This window comes from Pantoea sp. SGAir0184 (assembly GCF_043544755.1).
On the sequence record NZ_CP028050.1, the window covers coordinates 1306874 to 1327393 of the forward strand.

The 20520-nt window shown below is 57.5% G+C and carries 21 protein-coding genes; 11 read left to right on the plus strand and 10 right to left on the minus strand.

Annotation, left to right across the window (positions count from 1 at the left end; translation table 11 throughout):
• Positions 1–18: 18 nt before the first annotated feature.
• Together C1N60_RS05960 and mgrA are read right to left on the minus strand one after the other, a co-directional pair.
• Entirely contained in the window at positions 19–372 is a 354-nt protein-coding gene (locus tag C1N60_RS05960; protein WP_058758363.1) for a DUF2502 domain-containing protein, read from the minus strand.
• 157 nt (positions 373–529) lie between these two features.
• Positions 530–1519 (minus strand): L-glyceraldehyde 3-phosphate reductase, encoded by a 990-nt coding sequence (gene mgrA / locus C1N60_RS05965; protein WP_394521505.1) that lies wholly within the window; start codon positions 1517–1519, stop codon positions 530–532.
• A 213-nt stretch (positions 1520–1732) separates the two neighbouring features.
• On the opposite strand from mgrA, the gene C1N60_RS05970 reads away from it, so the two are divergent.
• Positions 1733–3394: an alpha-keto acid decarboxylase family protein gene (locus tag C1N60_RS05970; protein ID WP_394521506.1), complete on the plus strand. Its 1662-nt coding sequence runs from the start codon at positions 1733–1735 to the stop codon at positions 3392–3394.
• Between the two features lie 154 nt (positions 3395–3548).
• Complete coding sequence (gene glk / locus C1N60_RS05975; RefSeq protein ID WP_159378593.1) at positions 3549–4514, plus strand: glucokinase; 966 nt, start codon at positions 3549–3551, stop codon at positions 4512–4514.
• Between the two features lie 35 nt (positions 4515–4549).
• On the opposite strand, the gene C1N60_RS05980 is transcribed toward glk, so the two are convergent.
• Positions 4550–5278: a LytR/AlgR family response regulator transcription factor gene (locus tag C1N60_RS05980; protein ID WP_021508252.1), complete on the minus strand. Its 729-nt coding sequence runs from the start codon at positions 5276–5278 to the stop codon at positions 4550–4552.
• On the minus strand, positions 5275–6966 hold the full coding sequence (locus C1N60_RS05985; protein WP_058781787.1) for a sensor histidine kinase: 1692 nt from the start codon (positions 6964–6966) through the stop codon (positions 5275–5277). Before C1N60_RS05985 ends, C1N60_RS05980 begins: the two co-directional genes overlap by 4 nt.
• A gap of 384 nt (positions 6967–7350) precedes the next feature.
• On the opposite strand from C1N60_RS05985, the gene C1N60_RS05990 reads away from it, so the two are divergent.
• A complete protein-coding gene (locus tag C1N60_RS05990) occupies positions 7351–7875 on the plus strand; it encodes a GNAT family N-acetyltransferase (RefSeq protein ID WP_394521507.1) in 525 nt (174 codons plus the stop codon).
• A gap of 119 nt (positions 7876–7994) precedes the next feature.
• Positions 7995–9230, plus strand: coding sequence for an alanine transaminase (gene alaC, locus C1N60_RS05995; protein WP_058758368.1), 1236 nt, complete (start codon positions 7995–7997; stop codon positions 9228–9230).
• Between the two features lie 42 nt (positions 9231–9272).
• Here the strand turns inward: alaC and ypdK are convergent, their stop codons facing one another.
• From ypdK to C1N60_RS06010, 3 genes are all read right to left on the minus strand, one after another.
• A complete protein-coding gene (ypdK, locus tag C1N60_RS06000; RefSeq protein ID WP_006120362.1) occupies positions 9273–9344 on the minus strand; it encodes a membrane protein YpdK in 72 nt (23 codons plus the stop codon).
• Positions 9345–9546: 202 nt separating this feature from the next.
• Positions 9547–10575: an HlyD family secretion protein gene (locus tag C1N60_RS06005; protein ID WP_058758369.1), complete on the minus strand. Its 1029-nt coding sequence runs from the start codon at positions 10573–10575 to the stop codon at positions 9547–9549.
• A gap of 5 nt (positions 10576–10580) precedes the next feature.
• Positions 10581–12182: an MFS transporter gene (locus C1N60_RS06010; RefSeq protein ID WP_394521508.1), complete on the minus strand. Its 1602-nt coding sequence runs from the start codon at positions 12180–12182 to the stop codon at positions 10581–10583.
• Positions 12183–12331: 149 nt separating this feature from the next.
• Between C1N60_RS06010 and C1N60_RS06015 the strand changes: the two genes are divergently transcribed.
• The 4 genes from C1N60_RS06015 (at position 12332) to C1N60_RS06030 (ending at position 14927) form a co-directional block, all read left to right on the plus strand.
• A complete protein-coding gene (locus tag C1N60_RS06015) occupies positions 12332–13117 on the plus strand; it encodes an IclR family transcriptional regulator (protein ID WP_021509102.1) in 786 nt (261 codons plus the stop codon).
• A gap of 7 nt (positions 13118–13124) precedes the next feature.
• On the plus strand, positions 13125–13577 hold the full coding sequence (locus tag C1N60_RS06020) for a universal stress protein (RefSeq protein WP_058758371.1): 453 nt from the start codon (positions 13125–13127) through the stop codon (positions 13575–13577).
• Between the two features lie 9 nt (positions 13578–13586).
• Positions 13587–14390 (plus strand): hypothetical protein, encoded by an 804-nt coding sequence (locus C1N60_RS06025; RefSeq protein WP_021509104.1) that lies wholly within the window; start codon positions 13587–13589, stop codon positions 14388–14390.
• 255 nt (positions 14391–14645) lie between these two features.
• Positions 14646–14927 (plus strand): membrane lipoprotein lipid attachment site-containing protein, encoded by a 282-nt coding sequence (locus C1N60_RS06030; protein WP_021509105.1) that lies wholly within the window; start codon positions 14646–14648, stop codon positions 14925–14927.
• Positions 14928–15000: 73 nt separating this feature from the next.
• Here the strand turns inward: C1N60_RS06030 and C1N60_RS06035 are convergent, their stop codons facing one another.
• Positions 15001–15153: a hypothetical protein gene (locus tag C1N60_RS06035; RefSeq protein WP_021509106.1), complete on the minus strand. Its 153-nt coding sequence runs from the start codon at positions 15151–15153 to the stop codon at positions 15001–15003.
• A 281-nt stretch (positions 15154–15434) separates the two neighbouring features.
• Positions 15435–16652 (minus strand): L-lactate MFS transporter, encoded by a 1218-nt coding sequence (locus C1N60_RS06040; protein ID WP_150058718.1) that lies wholly within the window; start codon positions 16650–16652, stop codon positions 15435–15437.
• Between the two features lie 280 nt (positions 16653–16932).
• On the opposite strand from C1N60_RS06040, the gene C1N60_RS06045 reads away from it, so the two are divergent.
• Positions 16933–17172 carry a hypothetical protein gene (locus C1N60_RS06045; protein ID WP_021313687.1) on the plus strand — a complete coding sequence of 80 codons (240 nt, stop codon included), beginning with the start codon at positions 16933–16935 and terminating at the stop codon, positions 17170–17172.
• A 36-nt stretch (positions 17173–17208) separates the two neighbouring features.
• Here C1N60_RS06045 and C1N60_RS06050 read toward each other — a convergent pair whose 3' ends face one another.
• Positions 17209–18108 carry a DMT family transporter gene (locus tag C1N60_RS06050; protein WP_394521510.1) on the minus strand — a complete coding sequence of 300 codons (900 nt, stop codon included), beginning with the start codon at positions 18106–18108 and terminating at the stop codon, positions 17209–17211.
• Positions 18109–18289: 181 nt separating this feature from the next.
• On the opposite strand from C1N60_RS06050, the gene C1N60_RS06055 reads away from it, so the two are divergent.
• Positions 18290–19153 (plus strand): helix-turn-helix domain-containing protein, encoded by an 864-nt coding sequence (locus C1N60_RS06055; RefSeq protein ID WP_058770793.1) that lies wholly within the window; start codon positions 18290–18292, stop codon positions 19151–19153.
• Positions 19154–20016: 863 nt separating this feature from the next.
• Complete coding sequence (gene tssB, locus C1N60_RS06060; protein WP_394521511.1) at positions 20017–20517, plus strand: type VI secretion system contractile sheath small subunit; 501 nt, start codon at positions 20017–20019, stop codon at positions 20515–20517.
• The last annotated feature ends 3 nt before the right edge of the window (positions 20518–20520 follow it).

The window sequence follows — 20520 nt, forward strand, 5'->3', positions numbered from 1 at the left end:
TCTGCGCCGGGATTTTTTTTAATGGTGATGATGGTCGTGGCGGTCATGCCGATCGTGCCGGTGATCGTGACGCCAGTGTTCGCGACGTTCGCGCTCGTGCCAGCGGCGCTCACGTTCACGCTCCCAGGCTCGATGGCGTTTCCACTCTTCGTGACGCCACCAGCGATGATCGTTGTACTGATAGCGATCGTGCCACCAGCGCGGTTCACGCCAGCGACCGCCGTCCCAGTAGTAGCCGCGACGATCGCGATCGCCGAGATGCAGCGTGACGCCAGGGGCCAGATTGATGGTAGCGCTACTGGCTTCAGCTGTGTGCAGCGCCAGAGGGGATAACGTTGCCAGCAAAGCGGCAAACAAAATTGCACGTTTCATACTTTCTCCTCATCGATAGCATCGAGGCTACCGTGGCGCTAGTGTGCCATATCGGACCAGACACGCCTTGAGATTTAGTCTGAAAAAGTGCCAGCGAAAGGTTGCGCAGCGTTTTCTGCTAAGGACAGCGCCCGGAAAAGTCCGGGCGGGTAAACGGTTACATCAGAATTTGCTCAATGGCAGCGATCTCGTCCGCCGTTAATTCAGGCTGGCTCAGCATGTCGACGGCATCATCGATCTGCGCGGTTTTACTGGCGCCGATCAGCACTGACGTGACGCGCGTGTCGCGCAGCACCCAGCGCAGCGCCATTTGCGCCAGCTTTTGACCGCGCTGCTGTGCCAGCGCCTGCAGTTGCTGCACCTTTGCCATCTTCTCTGGCGTTAGCTGGTTTTCGTTGAGGAATTTGCTGCCGCTGGCGATGCGCGAATCCTGCGGAATGCCCTGCAGATAGCGGTCGGTCAGCACGCCACCGGCCAGCGGCGAGAAAGCAATACAGCCGACGCCATTGTCACCCAGCACGTCGAGCAGACCCTGTTCCGGCGTGCGTTCGAACATCGAATAGCGCGGCTGGTGGATCAGGCAGGGGGTGCCGAGATCGCGCAGCATGGCGATAGCGGCGGCGGCTTTATCCGCCGGGTAGTTCGAAATCGCCGCGTACAGCGCTTTACCCTGACGCACCACCTGATCGAGCGCGCGCATCGTCTCTTCCAGCGGCGTTTCCGGATCCGGGCGATGGTGATAAAAGATATCCACGTATTCCAGCCCCATGCGCTTCAGGCTTTGATCGAGGCTGGAAATCAGGTACTTGCGTGAGCCCCAGTCGCCGTACGGACCGTCCCACATGGTGTAACCCGCTTTGGTGGAGATCACCAGCTCGTCGCGCAGGCCGTGAAAATCTTCGCGCAGAATGCGGCCAAAGTTGCTCTCCGCAGAACCGGGCGGCGGCCCGTAGTTATTGGCCAGATCAAAATGGGTTATACCGCGATCGAACGCGTGACGCAGCAGCGCGCGGCTGTTGTCGACGCGCGTGCTGTCGCCAAAGTTGTGCCATAGACCCAGCGAAATCGCCGGCAGCTTCAGGCCGCTGCGGCCGCTGCGGCGATACTGCATCTGGTGATAACGTTCGGCGTGGGGAAAAGTACTCATGCAGCATTCCTGTCTCAGGTGGGAGAAAGTGGCATCAGCATAGCAGTGTATGCGTTTACACTGCGCCGTAACGCGGCAAAGATCGCAACTTACAGAATTTTCTGTCGTCGTAACGAATGCTTGCCATGCATGACAGCGCGATGATGGTGAAAATCTCGCCAGTTCAGCCACATCGCTAATACTCCTGATCATTCCCCCTCACAGGAGCGGTCGATGAACACTCTTAACGTTGGCGACTATTTACTGCATCGTTTGCACCAGGCGGGTATCCGCCATCTGTTCGGCGTACCCGGCGACTACAACCTGCAATTTCTCGACAGCGTCATTGACCATCCCGGTATTACCTGGGTCGGCTGCGCTAATGAACTTAATGCCGCCTATGCGGCCGATGGTTACGGTCGCTGCAACGGCGCGGCCGCGCTGCTGACCACTTTTGGCGTCGGTGAACTCAGCGCGATTAACGGCATCGCCGGCAGCTACGCCGAATATGTGCCGGTGATTCACATCGTCGGCGCACCCGCCAGCCACGCGCAGCAGCAGGGCGACTGCGTGCATCACTCGCTCGGCGACGGTGATTTTGGTCATTTTCTGCGTATGGCCCAGGAAGTGAGTGCCGCCAGCGCGGTGCTGAGCGCCGACAACGCCGTGGCTGAAATTGATCGGGTCATCGCTGGCGCGCTGCAGCAGCACCGTCCGGGCTATTTGCTGCTGGCGGTGGATGTCGCCGCCGCCACGGTAACGCTGCCGTCAGCCAGCGCCAGCCCGGCACCGGCTGAAAACCGCGACGTGGCGCAGGCGTTTGCCGCAGCGGCGGAGCGCCTGCTGGCACCGGCGCAGCGCGTGGCGCTGCTGGCCGATTTTCTCGCTGCCCGCTGGCAGCTGCAGGCACCGCTGGCTGAGCTGCGTGCGCTGCGCGCCATTCCGGCTGCCACGCTACTGATGGGCAAGGGCGTGCTGGATGAGCAGCAACCGGGCTTCGTCGGCACCTACGCCGCCAGCGGCAGCCGCGAAATCGTGCGCGCGGCAATTGAAGACACCGATGTCACCCTGTGCGTCGGCGTGCGTTTTACCGACACCCTGACCGCCGGGTTTACCCAGCAGCTGTCGGCGCAGCGGGTGATTGATCTGCAGCCGTTTCATGCCAGCGTCGCCGGGGAAACTTTCGCGCCGCTGACTATGGCGCAGGCGCTGGCGGCGCTGCTGCCGGTTTATCAGCGCCACTGCGCGCACTGGGCCACGGGCGTGGCCGACATGCCGGACGATGCACCGCCCGCTGCTGCCGCCATAATCAGTCAGCAGGCTTTCTGGCAGGCGATGCAGCGTTTCCTGCAGCCCGGTGATATTATCCTTGCCGATCAGGGCACGGCGGCGTTTGGCGCTGCCGCGCTGCGTTTACCGCATGATGCGCAGCTGCTGGTACAACCTTTATGGGGTTCCATTGGCTATACTTTACCCGCCACCTTTGGTGCCCAGACGGCGCAGCCCGACCGGCGCGTCATTCTGATCATCGGCGATGGATCGGCGCAGCTGACCATTCAGGAACTGGGATCGATCCAGCGCGACGGCTTAAGCCCGATCATTTTTCTGCTGAATAATGAGGGATACACTGTCGAACGCGCGATCCATGGAGCGGAACAGCGCTACAACGACATCGCGCAGTGGAACTGGACCGCGCTGCCGCAGGCGATGAGCCTGAATTGTGCGGCTCAGAGCTGGCGCATCAGTGAAACGGCGCAGCTCGACGCCGTGATGGCGCTGCTCAGCCAGGCGCGTTGCCTGTCACTGATTGAAGTGGTGATGGAGAAACAGGATTTGCCGCCGCTGCTGCGCACCGTCACGGCGGCGCTGCACCAGCGCAATAGCCACAAAGTTTAGGACAGTTGCCTCTGTACAGTTGGGCTGGCGACAGTCAGGCTGTGCGTCGCACTGAATGACCAACGCTCATCGTGCAAGGTGAGCGTTGTTGTTTTATTGGCAGGCTTTTATAGTGTCCTGCACTTGTTTATGACCCAAGCGGAGCAGCAGAAGAATGACAAAATACGCCCTGGTCGGCGATGTGGGCGGCACTAACGCTCGTCTCGCCTTGTGTGAGGTGGAGACCGGCGCCATCTCCCAGGCCAAAACATTCTCAACATCAGACTACGACAACCTTGAAGCAGTTATCCGTCACTATCTGGATGAGCAAAAACAGGACATTCGCGACGGCTGCATCGCCATCGCCTGTCCGATCACCGGCGACTGGGTGGAGATGACCAACCATGACTGGGCCTTCTCAACGCGTCAGATGAAGGAAAGTCTGGGCTTTACTACGCTGGAAATCATTAACGATTTCACCGCGGTTTCCATGGCGATTCCAATGCTGACGGCGCAGGACGTCCTGCAGTTCGGCGGCAAATCGCCGGTGCAGGATAAACCGATTGCAATCTACGGTGCCGGCACCGGGCTCGGCGTCAGCCATCTGGTGCACGTTGATAAGCGCTGGGTCAGCCTGCCGGGTGAGGGCGGTCACGTTGACTTCGCGCCAAACAGCGAAGAAGAGGACGCGATTCTCGAAGTGCTGCGCGCCGAACTGGGTCACGTTTCTGCCGAGCGCGTGCTGTCGGGTTCCGGACTGGTTAACCTGTATCGCGCGATTGTGAAATCCGATCAGCGCGAGCCGGAAAACCTCAAGCCAAAAGATGTCACCGAGCGGGCACTGCAGGATAGCTGTATTGACTGCCGCCGCGCGCTGACGCTGTTCTGCGTCATCATGGGACGGTTTGGCGGCAACCTGGCGCTGAACCTCGGCACCTTTGGCGGCGTCTACATTGCCGGTGGCATCGTGCCGCGCTTCCTCGAGTTCTTTAAAGCGTCCGGCTTCCGCGCGGCGTTTGAAGACAAAGGCCGCTTCCGCGATTATCTCGTCGATATTCCTGTCTACATGATCACTCACGACCAGCCGGGCCTGCTTGGCGCCGGTGCCCATCTGCGCCAGGCGCTGGGGCGCGTGCTGTAATCTGACGGGCGAACGGCTTCCCGTGCCGTTCGCCTTCAAAGATGCATCAGCTGGCGAAACGCCTTCACCTTGCTGCGACTCACCGGCACCTGCGCATCCATATCGCGCAGCTTCACCAGATAGGTGTTGTTAAACCACGGTTCGATCTCGCCAATCTTGCTCAGATTAACGCAGTACGAACGGTGGCAGCGAAAGAACATCGACTCAGGCAAACGGCTGCAAAACTCGCTGATCGCCATCGACATCACATAGGCTTCGCGCCGCGTGTAGACAAAGGTCAGCTTTTCATGCGCTTCAACGTAATAGATATCGTTGATATCGGTCACGATAATGCGCTCATCTTTAACTAAATTCACCGTTTGCGGCGCGCTGGCTGCCGGATTGTGCTGCTGCGCCTGCTGCTGTTGTGCACTGGCCTCCAGCTTGTTCAGCATGGTGATGATGCGCGACTCGTGATAAGGCTTGAGGATGTAGTCAAACGCCTGCAGTTCGAAGGCCTCGACCGCGTGCTCTTTCCACGCGGTGATAAACACAATCAGCGGCTTATGGATAAACTGGTTGATGTTCTGCGCCAGCAACATGCCGTCCAGTGACGGGATGTTGATATCGAGAAAAATCACGTCCACCCGATGAGTCTGCAGATACTTCAGCACTTCCAGCCCATCATCAAAGCAGGCTTCGATGCTGATCTGGCTATGCTGCTGGATCATCCAGCTTAGCTCCTGCTGCGCCAGGAATTCGTCTTCGACAATAATGGCTTTCACGCTGAGGTTTCCGCTAACGGGGTGAGCGGGCCGGACAGCCGCTGACCACTTTTGCTGAGGGTAAAGGCGATTTCCGTACCGGGCTGATGACGGGTGATGGTTAAGCCGTGGCCGGACAGCAGTTTCACCCGGTGATGCACATTCAGCAGGCCAATTTTGTTGCCCGGCATTTCGTTGCGCGCTACCCGGCTGACCACCTCTTCGCTGATGCCGGCACCGGTATCGCGCACCGCCACGCGCACGCGATCGCCCAGATCTTTCACGCTTAGCGTGACCACGCCTTTGCCGCGACAGGGCTGAATACCATGCACGATGGCATTCTCCACCAGCGGCTGGATCAGCAGGCTGGGCAGCGAAAAGTGCAGATCCTCATCGATGTCGTAAATCATCGACAGCTTGTCGCCAAACCGCGCCTGTTCAATGGCGATGTAATCTTTCACCTGCCACAGCTCTTTTTTGATGTCGATGGGTTCATCGTCATTGAGTTCCAGGTTGTAACGCAGGTAGCGCGACAGATTAATCACCAGCTGGCGCGCTGTGTCCGGATTGAGGCGAATCGATGAGGAAATGGCATTCAGCGCGTTAAACAGGAAGTGCGGGTTGATTTTGCTTTGCAGCGCGCGCAGTTCCGCTTTATTGGCCATCTCGCGTAACTGCTCGGCACGCGAGACTTCCAGCTGCGTCGAGATGATTTGCGACAGACCGACCGCCATCTCTTTCAGTGAACCAGTAATACGATGGGCGCGGCGATAGTAGATTTTCAGCGTGCCGGTCACTTCCCCTTTTTCCCAAAGGGGAATCACCAGCATTGAGTGAATGTCTTTGGTGCGGTGTGCCTCATCGTTATTCTTAATGATAATTTTTCCGCTGGCGATCGCCTGCGCGGTGGTCGGACTGATGCCGTCGTCGCCGTTGTGGTAGTTCTGCTCGCCGTAGCCGACGTAAGCCAGAATCTGTTTGGTGTTAGTGATCGCCACCGCATCGGCATGGATGTCGCTGCGAATGATGGCGCACACTTTGCGCAGCGAGTCGCTATTAACCTGACGAAACAGCGGCAGGGTTTTGTTGGCAATCTCCAGCGCCAGCTTGGCCTGACGCGCGGCAATCGCCTCTTTTTCCCCTTCGACGCTCTGCACCAGCAGCACAATCAAACCAATGCTCGACGCGCCGAGAATCATCGGCAGCGCAATTTCCGACACGATGGTTAAACCGAGTGACATCGGTTTCGCCCACAGCACGATCAGCAGCATGGTCAGGCTTTCACACAGCATGCCGCCGAGGATGCCAGCGCGCCAGCGCTGCTCTTTGCTGACGAAGCGGTTGATGGCGCCGGCGGCGATACCGGCGACAATGCTGGTAATCAGACAGGGCACCGAGGTGATGCCGTCGATATCAATAAGGAAGCGGTGCACGCCGGCAATCACGCCGGTTGCAATGCCGACCCACGGCCCGAACAGAATGCCGCCTGCCATGACCGCAATCACCCGGACGTTGAGCAGTGAGCCGTCAACGTTGATGCCGGACCAGGTGCTGAACAGCGCAAACAGCGAGAAGATGGCGGTCACCACGGCTTTTTCGCCGATTGAGTGCTCATCTTTTTGCAGTAGCTGACGAAATACGCGGGTGCGGGTCAGGAAGAACAGGCAGATCAGCATCAGCGCGGCGCGGTCAAACACCGCCAGCAGCATGTCGAAATGGGAAGGCACGGTGTTCTCCGGAGCAGGCAAGGTTGCGGACATGATAAAAAATGTGATCGCGATCCGCCAGCGTCCCGGCAAGCTGCAGACGTTTCTCATAGCCTGGATCAATTTTTAAGGTGCGCGCTGCCGGTGCGCATGAATGTCAGCCCTGTAAAATGGGCCGCTGACGCACCGTAGGGGCGCCATTTATGGCGACCAGATCCGCCCGTAACATCCGACCCTGAAGGGAAGCAAGGCAGATTATCCGCTATGAAACCTGAAAAGAGGAAATCCTGAGTGCTAAAAAGAGGATTGCTCAAAGCGTGCAGCGTTCACTGGTTGTCACGGATGCGGTTTGCTATGTTGCCGTAAGCACAACAGCGGAGCGTGGCCATGCAATTACTCACCCCTCGTTTGTCCCTCAGCCGGTTACAGCCGGAAGACTGGCAGATTTTCAAAGCGGTACATGAAGACGCCGCGACCATGACCTGGGTGAGCGAGATCCCCGATGAAAACGACATCCGCCAGCGCTTTAACGAGCGGCTGGCACCGTGGCAACCCAGCAGTTTTCACATGCTATGCCTGGTGGCACGTCTGCGCGACAGCGGTGAAGCGATTGGCCTGTTTGGCTGTAGCGCCGAGTGGCATCCGTATCGTCAGGCCGAAGTGGGTTACATGCTGCGCCACGCCTGTACCGGTCAGGGCTATGGCAGCGAAGCGTTGCAGGGATTGTGCACGTTCCTGCTGCAGGCCGACTTCCACAAACTCAAAGCGCTGGTGATTGAGGGCAACTGGCCGTCGCGGCGCATTCTGGAAAAGAACGGTTTCGCGCTGGAAGGCACGCTACGCGATAATTACCGGCTCAACGGTCAGTGGGTAAACGATTGGGTGTTTGGGCGCTTAAACGAAGCAGGCTAAGAAAATTTGCCGTCCCCCCTCGACAATATTGTTATCAGCGCGTTATGTTCTTGTTTCGGTCACGGCAGTGACCAGCGTCGCTCGGACGGTCCGGGCGCTAACGTAATCCAGAGGACATCATGGCTGATAACAGCACACCCCGTCGTTTCTCGCGTATTGAACGTCTGCCCCCCTATGTATTTAACATCACGGCTGAATTGAAGATGGCTGCGCGCCGGCGCGGCGAAGACATCATCGATTTCTCCATGGGCAACCCCGATGGCGCGACACCGCCGCACATCGTGGAAAAGCTCTGTCAGGTGGCACAGCGTGAAGACACGCACGGCTACTCTACCTCCAAAGGGATTCCGCGCCTGCGCCGCGCCATTTCGCGCTGGTACGCCGAGCGTTACCAGGTGGATATCGATCCGGAATCTGAAGCCATCGTTACCATCGGCTCGAAAGAGGGCCTGGCGCACCTGATGCTGGCGACGCTCGATCACGGCGACACCGTGCTGGTGCCCAATCCCAGCTACCCGATTCACATCTACGGTGCGGTGATCGCCGGCGCGCAGGTGCGCTCGGTGCCGCTGGTCGCGGGCGTCGATTTCTTCAATGAGCTGGAACGCGCCATCCGCGAAAGCTACCCGAAACCGAAGATGATGATCCTCGGCTTTCCGTCCAACCCGACATCGCAGTGCGTGGAGCTGGACTTCTTCGAGCGCGTCATCGCGCTGGCGAAACAGTACAACGTGCTGGTCATCCACGATCTGGCCTACGCCGACATCACCTATGACGGCTGGAAAGCGCCGTCAATCATGCAGGTGCCGGGCGCGCGCGATGTGGCGGTGGAATTCTTTACCCTGTCAAAAAGCTACAACATGGCAGGCTGGCGCATCGGCTTTATGGTCGGCAACAAAGAGCTGGTGGCGGCACTGGCACGCATCAAAAGCTATCACGACTACGGCACCTTCACACCGCTGCAGGTGGCGGCGATTGCGGCACTGGAGGGCGATCAGCAGTGCGTGCGCGATATCGCCGAGCAGTATAAACGCCGGCGCGATGTACTGGTGAAAGGGCTGCATGAAGCGGGCTGGATGGTCGATCTGCCGAAAGCCTCGATGTACGTCTGGGCGAAAATTCCCGATCACTATGCGCATCTGGGATCACTGGAATTTGCCAAATTGCTGCTGCAGGAGGCGAAAGTGTGCGTCTCGCCGGGCATTGGCTTTGGTGACTACGGCGATACCCACGTGCGTTTTGCCCTGATTGAAAACAGCGATCGTATTCGTCAGGCGGTGCGTGGCATTAAAGCGATGTTCCGCGCCGACGGTATTTTGCCGGGAACGGTAAAAGCGGTGGAAGAAGCAGAGTAACTACAAATCGGGGCGACTGAGCGGTCGCCCCGGCTGGCGTCTTTACAGCATCAGCACGAAGGTGCCAACCCAAAGTAAGACGAAGAAAGAGATTCCCATCAAGGCGTATTTCACAAAACAACTCCTCTGAGCGGTTACAATGATGGCGATCCCAAACCAGCGTAACCCGAACAGAATAAGAGAAAGGTGGAGTTCATCATCGCTACACGCTTTCTACTCAGGTCGCTTCGGGCTGCCCCGAAACAGGATCGAGCGCTAATTTACGCGGATTCGATCCGAAAATAAATAGGTCACTTCTGAGAAGTTGCTCACATTTTCATCGGGTCTCAATCTGCGGAATCGCCGACATGCCGACACGTAATTGCGCCAGATCGCTCTGATGCGGATCCAGCACAATTTTCACCGGCAAACGCTGAACCACTTTAGTGTAGTTGCCGGTGGCGTTATCGGGGGCAATCGCGGAAAACGTAGCGCCGGTAGCGGGGGCGATACTGTCAACGTGACCGGTGAAGGTCTTGCCGGGCAATGCATCAATCTTCACCACCACCCTCTGGCCCGGGCGTACATCCGCCAGCTGCGTCTCCAGATAATTGGCGGTGATGTAAGTCTGCTGCAGCGGCACCACGGCCAGCAGACGCGTACCCGCGCTGACCCAGGCTCCCACGCGCACCGAACGCTGACCCACCATGCCATCCACCGGCGCAATAATACGCGTATAAGAGAGATTCAGCCCGGCCTGGTCGACGCTGGCCTGCGCCGCCGCGACATCAGCCTCCGCCTGACGCAGCGCGGCCTCAAGCACCTTCACCTGTTGTTCGGCCGCCGCCAGCGCCGCTGCGCTCTGGCGCACCGTAGCGGCCGCGGAACGCTGGGTTGAGCTGGCTTTCTGCTGATCGTCAGCGGCTATGGTGCCGCTCTTGTACAGCTGGTTATAGCGCGCCGCGCTCTGTCCGGCATACTGCGCCGATGCCTGACTGGCGGCCAGCGTGGCACGGGCCTCGGCAATGGTGGACTGCTGCTGGTCGAGCTGCGCCTGCGCGCTCAGCCGTTTGGCGTCGCTGACCTGCAGATTCGCCCGCGCGGTCTCCAGCGCCACGCGATAGTCGCGGTCGTCGAGCGTCGCCAGCACGTCGCCAGCCCGTACGCGCTGGTTATCCTGCACGTTGACGTGGGCGATATAGCCGGACACCTTCGGGGCCACCAGCGTGTAATCGGCATTCACCCAGGCATCATCAGTGCGATGGTCGTTGCCGGTCATGGCTGACCACAGCCAGAACGCCATCGCCAGCAAAACCAGCAGCAGGGCGCTCAGCAGGATTGTTCGTTTCATAGCAAAAGCGTGCATAACAGTTATTCCGGAGTTTTGGTAACAGGTTGAATCAGGGTTTGCGGTGGCCAGACGCGTTTCGCCAGACACAGCGTCAGCACTAACAGCCCGGCAGCGAAGGCGATCAGCATCAGATAGGCATCGCTCAGGCTCAGTACCATCGCCTGATGCTTCAGCAGGGTGGCGAAGCCGCTGAGATTGGCCGCGCTGCTGGCGCTGCCGTCGGCCAACAGTGGCAGGCTGCTGCTGGCCTGCTGGCTATCCGCTGCGGTCATTAGCCAGCTGCGACTGGCAGCCTGATCGACCAGCACGCTGGAGTGAAACTGCTCGCGATGGCTGATAAACCACTCCACCAGCGTGCTGGCGGCGATGCTGGCAAAGCCGCGAACGGTATTGAACATGGCGGAGGCGAACGGTCCTTCCGGCGGCGCGACCACGCTGGTGGCGCTCATCAGCACCGGCAGAATCACCATCGGCTGACCAAACGCCTGCAAGATTTGCATCAGCCAGAAGTTCTGCCGCGCCCAGTCGGTGGTGATCTGCATGCCCAGCAGGCAGGCGGTCGCCAGCAGCAGCACACCGGCGCTCAGCACCCAGCGGCAGTCAATCCAGCGGATATTCAGCAGGCTGGCGACCAGCGGTGCAATCAGCAACTGCGGCAGGCCGATGGTCAACGCCAGCGGCGCGAACTGCAGCGTGCGAAACCCCTCCACCTGACCAAAATAGGCCGACGGCAGCGCCGAACCGGACAGCGCCAGAATCAGTACACCCGCCAGTGCCAGCAAACCGTGCGACAAATTACGCCGGCGCAGCATCTGCAACTTAAACAGCGGCAGCGGGTGAAACCATTCATTAATAAAGAACACAATCAGCAACGCCAGCGCGCTGAATAATAGGGCGACAAACAGCGGCGAGCTGAGCCAGTCGAGACGCTCACCCTGCGTCAGCGCCAGAATCAGCAGCGCCATGCCCGAGCAGCCGCTCAGCATGCCGAACAGGTCAATCTGTTTAAATCGCTCAGTGCGCAGCGGATCCTGCGGCAGACCCCAGCCGATCAGCAGCATGGCGATCAGCATGGCCGGCACCACCTGCCAGAACACAAACATCCAGCTGACGTCATCGGTCCAGAACGCCGCCAGCGACGCCGCCAGATTCGGGCCAAACGTGGCGGTGAGGGCGTAAGCACTCAGCCCATAAAGTTTGATCGGCGGTGGCAGAAAGCGCAGCGCCACCGTCATCAGCAGCGGCGGTAGGGCGCCGCCAAACAGTCCCTGCACCACGCGCAGCGCAATAAACAGCGGGGCCGTGGGCATAAAGGGCAGCAGGACACCGCACATCATGAAACCGGCCGACACCGCCAGCGCGAAGCGGCGCAGCGAAAAGGTGACGGCGAACCACGGTGCAATCATCATCGCGGCGACTTCCGCTGCCTGATAAGCCGAAATAATCCAGCTGCCGTCATCGTAGCTAATGCCGACTGCGGCACGGATATCGGCCAGCGCGATGTCGGTGACGCGATCGTTTAATCCGGAGGTCAGCGCGGCGATCAGCACCCCCACCAGCCCCAGCGCGAGGCGCAGGGTAAAAGGATGCGGTGCCGGTGCCGCGACGGGCTGGGCATTCATAGCAGGTGTCTCGTTATTAGTTGATGCAGTGTATTGCGATGTGATACAGCTCGCATCTTACATTTCGATATGGTGTATTGCAATGTGATACAGGGTGTAAAAGTGCGATCGTTCGCGCTAAAGTAGGGCAGGCCAAAAAGGAACGTATCATGGTAGAACCTCCCTCAAGCCGTGAGGATGAAAAAGCGGGTGGCATTCAGGTCATTGCGCGTGCGGCAAAAATTTTAAATGCGCTCGGTGAGCATCCGGGCGGCATGAGTCTGGGTGAAATTGCGCAGGTGGTCGATCTGCCGCGCTCGACGGTGCAGCGCATCGTGGCGGCGCTGGATAGCGCGCAGCTGGTGCGCAGCGGCGGGGCAGGCGGGCTGCGCCTCGGTCCGGCGTTGCTGAAGCTGATCTCCAGCGTGCACAGTGACGTGGTGGAAATTGTCCGGCCGTTCCTCGAACAACTCTCGGCGGAAATCAATGAAACAGTATCGCTGGCGCGGGCCAGCGGGACGCAGCTGGCGATTGTCCATTACGTGGTGGCGACGCGTGAGCTGCGCGTGGTGCCCCACATCGGCCTGAATCTGCCGCTCTACAGTACGTCCGGTGGCCGGGCGCTGCTGGCGCTGGAGAGCGACGAAGATGTGCGGGTGATGGTCGGTGAAGCCTATGCGGAACTGACGGAAATGACGGTAAAAACGCTGCCGCAGTTGCTGACGCTGATTGCGGAGGTGCGCGCCAGCGGACTGGCTATCGATCGCGGCGAAACGCTGGAGGGCATTTCCACCATGGCGGTCGCGATTGATACGCTGTTCGGGCGCTTCTCGATCTCACTGCTGGTGCCGACCGCACGTTTTCACCGCCAGGAAGCGCATTACCGGACAGCGCTGATAAAGTGTAAAGAGGCGCTGATTCGCGAAATTGGCAAAATAACTGCTGCGGAAGGATAACCGACTGATGAAAACCTTGCTGATGGCCATTGATAACTCACCGGTGGCGGAAAAAGTGATCGCCCTGACCATTGAACAGGCGCTGGCGCAACAGGCGCAGGTCACCGTGCTGTGCTGTGTCGATCCGGCTTATTCGTCGTGCAATCAGCCGATTGAGATCGACGCCGGGGAAGACCCGGACGATTTTGTCGTGGCGCAGGATGAACAAAACACGGCTGAAATGGTGGTACGCCATGCGCTGGCACCGCTGCTGCGCGCTGGCATTGACGCACGCGGGCTGATTCTGGCCGGTGAAGCGGCGGAAACCATTGTGGCGCAGTCTGAGGCGTTGCACGCCAGTATGATTATAATGGGCCGTCGTCACCTGTCGCCGCTTAACCGCCTGCTGAAAGGCTCGGTAAGCGCAGCAGTGATTGAACGCGCCAGCTGTCCGGTTTTAATTGACGTTCGCAAGGATTAATGTCGCTCCATGTTCTCGCTTTTCCCGCTCACGCTGGCCGCTTTTGTGCTGCTGGCGATCATCATCGTGATACTGCTGCGCACCACCGCGCTGCGCGTCTGGCAGGGTGTCCTGCTGTTTTTGCTGCCTGTGCTGCTGGCCAATCTGCTGTGGTTTAGCTGGCTGCATCCGCGTCAGGAGCGCGAGGCGCTGGCGGCGCAGGTGGCTACCCAACTGAGCGACGCGCCGGGTTATCGCGTGCTGAAAGTGCAGGAGCCGGCGCTGTGGCAACTGCTGAATCGTGAGTTGCAGCACAAGCTGGCAGAGGGCGTACCTGCGGAGCAGGCGCTGGGCGATATGCGCGGCTGGCTGATGGATTTGGTGAATCAGCGCATGGCGCGCGCCAGCGATGCGGCGATCATCAACTATATCCGCGTTTCGGTGCAGGAGATGCAGGCGCTGCAGCAGCAGGATACGCAGCGCTGCTTCCGTTTCCTCTATCCGCAGGTCAGCGGTGGCGTCAATCTGCAACAGGTGCTGTCGCCGGAGCTTAATCAGCGTGATGGTGAAGCGCTCGAGGCACTGCTGCAAAACAGTACCGGCGACGAGCTGGCGGTGGATCAGCCTCAGGCGCAGCGCGATCTGCAGCGCGTGGTGGAAAAACTGTATGGCAAGTGGGGCGATAAGCTGCAGCAGCTGAATATGCCGGCGGATACGGCGGTGGATCGCGGCACGATGTGCGCGATGTCGATTGATCTTTACAGCGGAATTCTCGCATTGCCGGACAAACAAGCGGCCAATCTTTTGCGTAAGATGGTCAGCCTTACCGGATAACGGGCGAAAAAAAAGCCCGCTCAGCACGGGCATAAAGGTCACTTTCAGTATGTCTTTTTGTGGGTATCACCTGGTGTGGTGCAGACTTCGTTTTGTCTGAAGTCATCTTCTCACTGCTGATGTGATAAGGAAAACCGTTTGGTTTTATTGATTTGATTGGCGAAAGCTTTGCATTAATCGGACATTTCGCGTCTTTTTCCTATAGAGGCGTGTGGCGTTGCCTTTTACACTGCAACGTCTGATGAGGACACCCTAATGAATAAAATGCTTATTAGCGCGTTAGCGCTTTTTATGCTGGCCGGTTGTAGTGTCAGCAAACCCGGGGGTTTTGAGCGCGTGGATGAAGATGCCCGTTCAAATACCGTACAGTATCGTTACGATCCACAGAAGCTGGATAAAGATGCGCTGGAACTTGATCTGGCGAATTACTGTAACCAGCGCGGCTTCGATAAAGTCGAATCGCTTCCGGCGCAGGACAGCAATTTGCCTGGCCTGAAGAAAGTCTGGTATCAATGTAATTACGCGGTGAAAAGCTAAAAAATAAGGGCGGGATTGATTCCCGCCCTTTCTATATTCATTTTTTATTATGTGCTGTGTGTGCTTTGCCCAATTACCAGTGACGATAGCCGCCATGGCCGTGATGCCAGCCGCCGCCGTGCCCGTGGCCCCAGCCGGGACCGCGTCCATGGTCGTGCTCGATAATACACCCGCTTAGCATGGTCATCATCGCCACCACCGAAGCGACTTTTATTAACTTCTTCATGGAGAGTCCTCCTCTTTTCCAATGAGGCCAGATTAACCGGGAAAAGTGGAGTGAAGATGCAGTGAATGTAGAGTTATTTCCGTAATTATTACCAGATATGTCAATTACAAGCTAAAAGTGACAGGGCGGGAAATAAACCAATCGGAATAAGCTGAATAGCGCCTGATAATAACCCGATTACTCTGAAATGCAAGGTTAAATAACAGTCATTCTCAATGCGTGATCCATTCTGTGGTTATCAATAAAAAGCCTGCCGTGCATTTACACGGCAGGGTGGTGAGTTAATTATGCAGTACTGGCGCGACCAGGTTTTGACGATTTGGCAGGCGGATACTGAGCGACAGCACCAGCGAGATCACCAGCAGCGTCATAATCAGACTGAAGGTCACGGTGAAGCCGCCGAACACCGAAGCCACCAGCGAGCCAAGCACGCTACCGATGCCGAAGCCGAGATAGATCAGGCCGTAGTTTTTGGTCAGGTTGTTGAGGCCGAAGAAATCGCTGACCAGTGACGGGAAGACGGTGATGGTGCCGCCAAAGCTGAACGCCACGCAGGCCAGCGACAGGAAGAAGGTGGTTTCATTCATGTGGGTGAATAGCAGGATGCTCATGCCGCTTAGCGAAACCAGCTGTGCCAGCGAAATGACCCGGATGCGCGCCATTTTGTCCGACAGCACGCCGAGAATCAGTCGTCCGCTCAGGTTGGCAATGGCAATTACCGTCACCGCATTGGCCGCCGTTTGCGTACTCAGGTGCACCAGGCCTTCACCAATGTCTTTCGCGACGCCAATCACATACAGACCGCTCATGCAGGCCGTCAGAAACATCAGCGCCAGCATCCAGTATTGCGGCAGGCGCACCGACTGCGCCAGCGTAAACTCCTGTGTGGCCTGCTGCTGACGTGAACCGGCCTGCTGCAGCGGCGCATCGCGCATCATCAGGGCACCGGCAATAATCATCGTCATCGCCAGCACACCCCAAATCACAAAGGTATTTTCAAGCCCCTGAGTGCTAAGTAGCGCGCCACAGATAAATTTAAAGCCGAGACTGCCGAGGCCGTAAGCGCCGATCGAACAGGCCGAAATCAGTCCTTTGCGCTCCGGAAACCACTTCACGCAGTTAGAGAGCGTCATCAGATAGCCCGCGCCATCGGCCAGCCCGACCAGAATGCCGGCGCTCAGGTACAGCATCATCAGGTTGTCAGCATGGGCGGTCAGCCAGAAGCCAATGGCCATCAGAATGCCTGCACCGATAGTGACATTGCGCACGCCAAAGCGCTCCTGCAGCTTGCCGGCCAGCGAGGAGGCAATCGCCAGACCAAGACTGAGCAGACCAAAGGAAAAAGCCACCTGGCTGACCGGCGCATCCAGTTTCTGCGCCAGCTGGCCATTAAACAGGCTCCAGGTATAAACCGAGCCGAGCGCGAACTGGGTAATGATGGTGCCTGCGAGGGTAAGGATACGGACACGCTGATGATTAGGGGTAACGGCTGTTGTCATTTTTCTCTCTCCCATCCGGGAATACGGAATCTGCAGCGATAATAAGCCTCACGCGGGCGCGGGTGGTGCGGACGGGCGTGAACGGAGCGGGAGACGGAATGAAATGCTGTGAAAACGGTATGAATGGCATTGCGCCTTTGCTTAAGCGCAGCGCGGATGTCGTCACATGAACAGGCATTGCGACAGGTGAGCATGTGTAACAGGGTGTTTTAAGCGCAGCATCTGCGCGGCAAAACACAGGAACTTTGCCAGGCTTATAGTTCACTCAACAGGAGGAAATATGAAAGACCGGGCATATGAATCCGTATCCAGCGGGGATGAGGTTTGCTGCATCATCGGTCAGGCGGTTATCGAGTTAAGCGATGAACAGCAGCCTGTGACCAGGTCCACCCTGTCGCTGAAATTACTGGCGATGGCCGACCGCGACAGAGATGATGAACGCGTTCTGCTTTACTGGATTGCCAGAAAAGCCATTAACCAACCTCACCAGCTCAACATCGGCGTCGGGGGCTGGCGCTAGAGGAGTGACAGAGCGGGCGCCATGCCCGCTCTTGCTTCAGGCCAGACGTAACCGGCGATGAGCCGGCCAGCGCACGAACATCACCATATTCCCTGCCAGAATCATCACCAGCCCGACGATAGCATTGCTATGCCACTGATAGCCTTCATACAGCGTCGAAAGCGTCAGCGCCACCAGTGGAAACAGCAGGGTGCTGTAAGCCGCCAGGCTGGCACCGATGCGCCCCACCAGCGTGAAGTAGGCACCAAAGCCCAGCACCGAGCCAAACAAAGCCAGATAGCTCATCGCCCCCAGCCACTGCAGATTGAGTGCCGGTGCCAGCGCGTCGCCATTCACCAGCGCCAGCAGGGCCATGATCAGCGCACCGTACAGCATGGCGTAGCTGTTGGTGGTCAGCACGTCGCGCTGACGACGCTGATGGCGGGTAGAAATCATATTGCCAAAGGAGAAACCGAGCGTGCCCAGCGCGCTCAGTCCCACGCCCCACAGCAGCTGCGGCGCAACATGGGCTGACTGAATATCCTGCCAGAACAACGCAACAATCCCGCCGAGGCCCAGCGCGGCGGCGGGCAGCAGGCGGAAAGGCGGGCGCTGGCGGAAAAAAATCCAGCTGTTGAGCGCGTTATACAGCACCGCCATCGAAAAAATCACCGACTCCAGTCCGGTGCTGATCATCGCTGCCGCATGGTAAAAGCAGACAAAATTAAAACCAAATACGCAGCCGCCCTGTAACAGACAAAACAGGTGGTCACGCGCATCCAGCGTACGCAGACGTTTCAGCAGCCGGAGAAGCACCAGCATGGTCAACGAGGCGAACAGGAAGCGCCAGAATACCGCCACCAGTACCGGCGTATCGGCGGCCTGCTGCTGCAGAAAAATCGCAATCCAGGTGGTGCCCCAAATCAGCACCACCGCGAGGTATAACATCAGGTTCATCAGAAACTCTCCGGCGGAATCAGGCTCGCAGTGTGCCTGAGTGACAGGAGCGCGGCTTGCATGGCTTTGCGCAGCACTTGCAAATTCTTGCGCTTTTTCCCGCCTGGTCCGGCATTGGCCTGTTTTCTGTCCGGTCAGTTGCGTAAACTACAGACATCAACCCAGAGAGCGATGTCAGACCATGCCGGAATATCAGACGTTTACTATGCTTCAGCGTCACAAAGCACAGCTGCGCGATAGCGTGCAGCTGAGCGGCGGCATTCGGCTGGCGGCGTGGTTCAACAGTGGCGATCGCGTGACCAACCTCAGCGATCACCATACGCTTAGCCTGTACGTTGCCGATGGTTACGACACCTGGCACAAAACACCGCACGGCTGGCGCAACGGCGGCGCGCCGGATCGCTTTTGCCTGATGCCGTCTGGCACCGAGTCGACCTGGGATCTGCGCGCGGATTTATCCTTCGTGCACCTCTACTGCACCGATGCGCATTTGCGTCACCTCGGTGAGCAGGTGTGGGATCGCAGCCCGGCGCAGCTTAACCTGCATGAGAAGATTTTTGCCGACGATGACCGCATCACCCAGCTGTATCGTCATTTTCTGCTGAGCGCCGACTGGCAGCAACCGGCCAACCAGCTGATGCTGAGCAGCGCCTCAACACTACTGATGACCCATCTGCTGCAGCGCTACAGCGAGGTACAGTGGCAGTTGCCGCAGGTGCGCGGCGGACTGGCGCCGGCGGTATTGCGCCGCGTGCTGGCGCTGATCGATACGCAGCTGGATCAGCCGTTAACGCTGGCCCAACTGGCGGCAGAGGCGGCGCTCAGCGAATACCATTTTGCACGTATGTTCCGCAGCAGCACCGGCGAAGCGCCGCACCAGTATGTGATGCGCCGCCGTATGGAAGCCGCGCAGCAACTGCTGCAATTCAGCGCGCTGTCGCTGACTGAGATTGCCCTGCGCTGCGGTTTCCACTCTTCCAGCCATTTCAGCAACCGCTTCCGCCAGCTGCACGGCATGGCACCCTCGGCATGGCGTCAGCGCTGACGGGGCAGTTGCATTGAATTTTGCGAGAATTGCATTACTGATTACGCTACAGCGGGTAAATGCGGCTGCACATCCCTATGTGCCTGCTTAAACCAGTCAGGTGTTGCCTGGTGAAATATAGCACTTAATACTCAGGATAGTACCAACATTGTCCCGCAGATGGATATTCGCTCAGATACCTGGGAATGATGTAGTACAAGGCTTGCGTCGATCTTTTTAACAGGGAGGTTTAACAGCATCACATTATCGTCCTGTATAAAAATGCACGCTGCTGCTATCCGAAAATTTTATCTTTTTATGTCATTTCATCTGACGAAAATAATTAAACCCCGTTTATTTGAACGAAAAGAAATGTTGGAATTTGAAAAAGTAGTCTGTTTTTCACATGCTCAGTCACGTCCGGCCTCTCATTTTTTAACAAAGTACAAAATCAGATATTTCTCTTGATTGGTGGCATTTTGAACAGAATCACGCCCTAAGCCAAATTGATCTCTCGTTGCATGTCCTTATCCCACAGGGCCTGAAGGGGTAATGCAAGAAAATTCTTATTAATCATGAAGATGATCTGGAGATGTTAAAATCGGGGTTTGTAATATTTTTTTACATTTTCCCGTTTCCGGTCAGACAGGGAACGTTCTTACACTGCGGCTATTGGGTTTTATCCGAAATTTTTTATTTCAGACAAATGCCTAAAAAATAGTGTCGATATGCTGGTGAATGGAATGCACTCGCTTTTTTAATTCCGGAGTTTTTATTCCCGTCGGAGGACGTGAACCGGGACGTTGTTCTGGCTGGGTTTGCCTTTCTTACTAATTTCTCACTGGCATTGACCGTTTCTATCATTCAATAGAACAGGGACAGCCATGTCTAACTCTTCCTTTCAGTCCGAAATCCCCAAGGCACGTATTAACTTAAAACTTGACCTGCATACCGGAGGCGCAAGCAAGAAAACCGAGCTTCCGCTGAAATTATTGGTGGCGGGCGACTTCAGTCATGGTCAGGCGTCCGCACCATTATCAGAGCGAGCCAAAGTTAATCTGAACAAAAATAATTTTGACGCAGTGCTTTCCGAATATTCGCCAAAAGTCACGGTTGCCGTTAAAAATACGCTGGTCGATGACGGCAGCGAAGACAGCATCAGTCTGACTTTCCAGAGCATGAAAGATTTCTCTCCGGAACAGGTCTCCCGGCAAATACCTCAGCTGAAGGCCATGCTTTCCATGCGTAATTTACTGCGTGATTTAAAAGCCAACCTGCTGGATAACCAGGCCTTCCGAAAAGAGCTGGAAAAAATTCTGCTGGACCCGGCGTTAAGTGCAGAGCTGCGCGCTGAGCTCTCAACCCTGGCACCAAAACAGCCATAACCA